The sequence below is a fragment of the Endozoicomonas sp. SESOKO3 genome (assembly GCF_024606255.1).
Window position 1 is genome coordinate 1 of sequence record NZ_JAHHPR010000721.1, and the last position, 5,933, is coordinate 5,933.

The following is a 5,933-nucleotide window of genomic DNA, read 5'->3' on the forward strand; positions in this document are numbered from 1 at the left end:
TGCCTAAATGGTCATTCTCCCACGCAAAAAGTATTCCTTACTCTTACACTCTGGGTACCTTCTACGAATGGCAAAAGAGTGGTGACAGGACAGCCATGAGCAATTGACAGCCATGGGTGATTAACCGTTGCTCCCTCGCCTGGTGTGGACCTCACTTTTCACAGTGACAAAAGTACTCAGCTCTGAGGTAATAGAATGACATGTGCCCGCCCCAATGCATTAAGTCTTGCAGTGGCCGTAGCCATCAGCTCTTCCATCACTGTCACACAGGTACTGGCCGATCGCAGGCTGCTGACAAAGTCTGTCGATATTCAGAGCAATGGACAGGCGGTGTATATCCTGAGTGAGGTTGTGGTTCAGCCAACTTTGGGTGATAACCAGCAGCCAATACCCAAATCCATTACAACTACCTACCCTGATCAGACTGAAGTCAATGCGGGTTACGACGTTCCTTCTGAAGGCTTCACAGACGTTCTTTCTGGCATCGGGGGCGGCGTTTCCATGGTTGATCAGTTTGAAACAAGCAAGGATGACGTTGCCAGGAAGTACACCAAAGTCCTGAAGGTCGGTAATGAGGGGGTATTCAAGTTCACCCAGAACCTTGCAGAAAAGGTGCTGGTCATTGAAGTCAGAGACGGAATGATCCATCAGAATTCAATTGCGGCTGTTCGAGCTCAGTCAGGTGATGTACAACCCTTAGAACCGCTAACAAAAATCGCCAATCCCGAACATCTGGCCGGAGTGCTGAAAGGTGCGCATGAAAGAGCAGGAAACCTGGGCGAAGCTGATAACTACGTTGTCCTTGCCACCATTGAAGTAGACGAAGTTGAAGTAAGAGGGCGCACTTTCATGCGTCTTATCGCTTCCGGTGATCAGCCTCCTGAATTGCGGCGTCTGGGTCAATCGCTCTTTGTCAACGATGAAGTTTTACTTGCAGCAGCCACCTCTGCTTACACCCAGGTTCATGTTCTGGGGGAAGATTTACAACAGCAAGCTCTGAATGATCTCTTGTCATACCATCAGCCCGTCGGCTATGTTGTACACGTTAGAGATGAAAGACAGGCTTATCCAATGCCTGTTGGTTATCCAAAACTGGAAGTAACTGAGGCCCGGGGGGAAATTATTGTTTTCCGCGGTCAGAAACAGAACCCGACCGACATCGCTTTTGTGGAACGCCTCAACAGCTTCCAGGAAGAAAATAACCCTAATAACCCCACTCCCGCCGTAGCACAGGTAAAAAAAGACAAGGTCAAAAGCTACCAGTATGTCATTCGAAGCAGGCAGATGGCGCTACTGGAGGGGTTTGCTGAACGGTTGGATTGTTGCCGCGGTGCTGGTCTTGGCACATTAGAACTGAGTGCGCTTGCAGACTATGAATCTATCCAGCAGGCACTGACCATTGCCAGTTCAGATCAAGCAGATGAATTTGATTTCACAATAGGGCACATCAGGGTCGCTTCGTCGTTCTTCACACCAACCTTGTTTCATAATCAACTCGAAAAACACTTCAGCTTCAAACCCGTACTTAGAAATCTTCTGGCTAACCCGATCTTTATTAAGAACATTCAGCCAGTGATACTCTCGATGAGTGATACTAGCCAAACGAAGGCCAAAACGTCTGAGCATGACGAAGCGTTTATTTCCAACGTTATGAGAGAGACCTCCAGAAAGCTGATTGAAGTAGAAACTCAACTGATAGCGCAGGAGGCAAATGAAAGAGAACTCATCCAGCTCAGAAACCTGTTAAAACTCACTTCGGAGGAAGCTAATTGCAGTGAAAAGGAAAATCCGATAGCACTTTTGTTCTGTCAAGAATATGAGAATCAACTTGCAAACACTCGAATAGTAATTGTAAGAATGCAAAACCAGCTGGAGAAGCTAAAGCAGGAAGTAAAAAGAATTCCAAAGTTGCAACCAATGAGTGACGCCAGAGAAGAGTCCAGAAAAGCTTACAACACTCAACGGGCAGCAAACCTTGGTATTGTTGACTGGGATGATACCCAGCCACTCGGAGAACAACTCAGACGTATCGAAAAAAAAATTCATCAAATTCACCAGATGACGGTCGCAACAATTATTGCAAAAGGAAAGCCTCTGCAACAAAAGGCAGACCCCATCGCAGAGGAGATCCGACTGGCCAGCATTGAAAATCAACTCGGTCTGATTCCGAACAACGAAAATGACCTGGAAGCCCGACACAAAGCCATTCTGCAGCTCTTTAAGCCGCATGCGCCTGAGGTCGTTTATCCGCCAGCTCAGCATCTACAAGAGCAGGCAGTCAAACGAATTTCAGAGCTGGAACAACAATTTCGTGATGCCAGAGCAGATGCTACAAAAGTTCGCAACACTCAAATAGCAGCAGAGCTTGGTATTGATGACTGGGATGATACCCAGCCACCCGAAGAACAAGCCAGTCTCATTAGACATGAAATCAAACAACTGGTTGCCGCAACCGGACAGCCAGTTGAAGAAGCTGTAAAAGCAAAACCAGCGGCCATTGGCGGCAAGCGCGATATTACGTCGATCAATGAAGGCGACCCGGATATCCTTCAGCCCATTAAACGGCACCTGCAACAAAAGGAAGAACTAACCGATCGGTTAATCCAGAATAATATGGCTTTAATTGATTATCGGTTCGGTATAATCACGGAAGACGCGAGCGATCGAATAATCCAGAATAATCTGGCGTACATTGAAGGTCAGCTTGGTCTGGTCCCGGTTGACGAAAAAGACCCGGGGATGCGTTGCCGGACCATTCAGCAACACATTAGGACACAGGACGCTCAGATCGAAAAAGAACTGGCAGAACGGAGTCACTGGATACAGAACCTTCAGAAAGAAGTCGATCGTACTCCCATTCTGAAAAAAGAAGTTCGTGAAGCGATAGCAGCAACATCGATTTCCGCAACGCCAGTTACCGCAACACCAGTTACCGCAACACCAGTTACCGCAACACCAGTTACCGCAACATCGATTACCAGATCAGGACAACCCGGGGAAGAAGCTTTAAAAGAAAAACTGGCGGCCACTGTCAGCAAGCAGGGTATTACTCCTGTCAATGAAAACAAACTGGATACCTGCTGTCGAAACATTCAACACCACCTGCAACAAAAGGCAGAACTAACCGATCGGTTAATGCAGAATATTCTGGCTAACACTGAAGGTCAGTCTGGTCTGGTTCCGGATAATGAAAAGAACCCGGAAGTCCGTTGCCAGAACATTCAGCAGCACCTTAAGTTGCGGGAAGTGCAGATCGATCAGCAATATCTTCAGCAACAGAGCACCAGAACAGATGCTAAAAATGAACCTGATATCAAAGCCCGCTATGCAACCATTGCCGCGCATTTAAACATTCAGAACTTTGATAGCAATGCAGATATTGACGCCCAACAAGAACGCCTGATTAAAAAACTTAAGAAAATAAATGCCCAGGGGCAACGTCTGCGTCAAAAACTTTATAAAATGCGCAAACAACGCGATATGGAGCATTCTTACACCAGGCTCAGGAAAAATGCTGTGGCGGCGATTCTTGATATCAAGCTGAGTGAAGACACCACACTGGAAGACCGCGACACCCTGGAGTCAACAGTACATGCCAAGCTCTTCAAACTTAAAGAGCTGGAAAAACAACTGCATGACATCCAAACACCAGGCCACCCCAAAGCCATGCCTGAAGTTCTTGAGACACTGAGTGCCGTAGAAAAAGCCCTTGAGATGAGTGACGTTGATGAAAACGATGGTGTGTATCTCCGTCGCGAGGATATTTCTGACAGCATGCAGGCATTCATCACAAAAGCCAGTGAGCGGGCAGAGGAAGAGGCCCTGGAAATACTGTCAGCCACAGAACAGGTGTTCAACATTAAAATCAATAGAGGTGATAACAAAGCAGCAAGACTTGCCAGGGTTCGTACAAGGCTTGATGCTGATGATGTCCCGGAGTACATGCTGGACAAGATATATAATATTGTCACACAAGAAAACCGCAGACTTGAGTACATGAAGAGTCTCAAACCCGAGAGCCCTCTTACAGATATTACCCTTTCTTATCCGAAAAAAGGGAGCCCGGAATGGCTCAGTATACTTCGCAGGCGCCTCACCTATAAAGTCGAAGAGGTCGATGAGCAAGCCAGTGAAAAACAGACAGGTTATCTTGCAGCTATAGAAGACAAGCTCAGGATATATCCTCATGAAAACGTTGCAGCCAGAGAAAGAAGCATGGCGTTCACTGCTGAGCTGGCCAGTAAGCTGCAGGTAGCGTTTGAGAAGGATGCCACCCTGCCTGACCGGAAGTATGCCCTAAGAGTCAAAATCAGTGAGTTACTGGACGAAGTGAGCAAAGACTGTGATGAAGAAGTTGCCAGAAGAGCCTGGAACAATGAAATGGCTCATCAACTCAACATTGGGGACTATAAAGACGATGCCACTATCGACGACCAGAACAGTCTGATTGAAAAAAAACTCCAGGCGCTGGATGAAGAAGTTTTTAATGCGGGTCAGCCTGACATTAACGAGCGCATCGCAGTCATTGAGAATGAGCTTGACAGGCAAGTGGCCCGGCTGGGGCCAAAACCCCGATACGTACTTGATCGTGAGGTAGCCAGGGCCAGACGAGTAGTAGCAGAAGCTGAAAGTGAGCTGGCAAGTGTTCATCACCAGTTGAATACTCTTCGTGGCAAAGGCCATGAAAAACTGAGAGCCAGAGCAGGTCTTAACATCCAGGGGGATGACCTCGGTACAGAGGAAGAAGCTGATTATTTTATTTCCAATGCAGCCTTTAAAGATCGTCAGGGACAGGACGAATTCGATGAAGCACTGGGTGAGCTGCCTTTAACCAGAAAAAAGTACGCTCAGGTCACGGAATTTCTGCATGAGCACGACATGAAAAGTATAGATTTAACCTGTGCAATGGCTGATGAGGATCTCGCAGAAGCGGCTCTGATTTGTAAAATACATGAGAATATTTTTAGTACCATCGATGATTTGGCTGAACCCTTACCAGGACAAATAACTGAGCTGTTTTTAGCCCTGAGGCATAAAAGAGAAGCTGTATCCAATGCAAAACAAGATCTGGCAGATTATCAAGCGCTTATTGGAGCCACTGAAAAAGCCGTGGGTATTAAACCCGCCCCTGCTGACAACTATGAACATCGGGTTAATGCCCTGCGAAACAGGCAACTACAATTGGGCGGCAATGATGCTACTGGTGGCGACATCGGGCGACTGACTCAGGAACAGGCTCGCTTGGAAAGTGAGATTGAAACCAGGAAAGCAGACATTGAGAGAATGAAGGAACTCCGGAAGGCTGCAGAAAAATCCGTCGAAAATGACGGTGGTCCCTTTCAGTTCACGCCGAGACAGGTCAAAGTTCTGACCGATATACGCGACTTCATGCAGCAGCACTCTCTCAAGAAACAAGCTCTGGAAGCTGCAATGGGTCTTGCAGAATTAGCTGTAGAAAGCGGTAAGGCAATGCCCTGCTTCACGACCTTCGATTTTGACGATGAACTTGCACCGGTCCGACTGCGGACACTGGTCGGAGAAAGTCTGACGTTTGATCAGGCCAACCGGATTGTAAAAGTCTTCAAACGCCTGAAAACGATCTTCCCGCTCCCCTCTTCCGAGCCTGTGGAAGGTCAACCTCTGAATGTTCTGGCTAAAGTCCAGAGGCTGGTTTTCAGAGCCAGGAATCAGCTGCAAAATGGGGCTCAGGAATACGATGAGGTCATTTACGGCATGGGCAAAACAGCCACTCATTACGTCGAGCATGAACCAGAGGACCTGAAAAGTTTTTCGGAATTCGTCACTACCCATTTTGCCAGTGGTCACAAGATTATCGCCCTGATGCGTGAAGGCCTGATCAGCAAGACTGAGATTGAGCACTACATGAAGGCCGTCAGAGGTGTCGACGGATATCAGACAGTGGATGAATTTGA

At 47.4% G+C, this 5,933-nt stretch carries 1 protein-coding gene; it reads left to right on the forward strand.

Annotated elements, in window-relative coordinates; translation table 11 throughout:
• Nucleotides 1-195 precede the first annotated feature (195 nt).
• A partial coding sequence (locus tag KDK18_RS12615) for a hypothetical protein (protein WP_257255281.1) occupies nucleotides 196-5,933 on the forward strand: 5,738 nt, incomplete at its 3' end.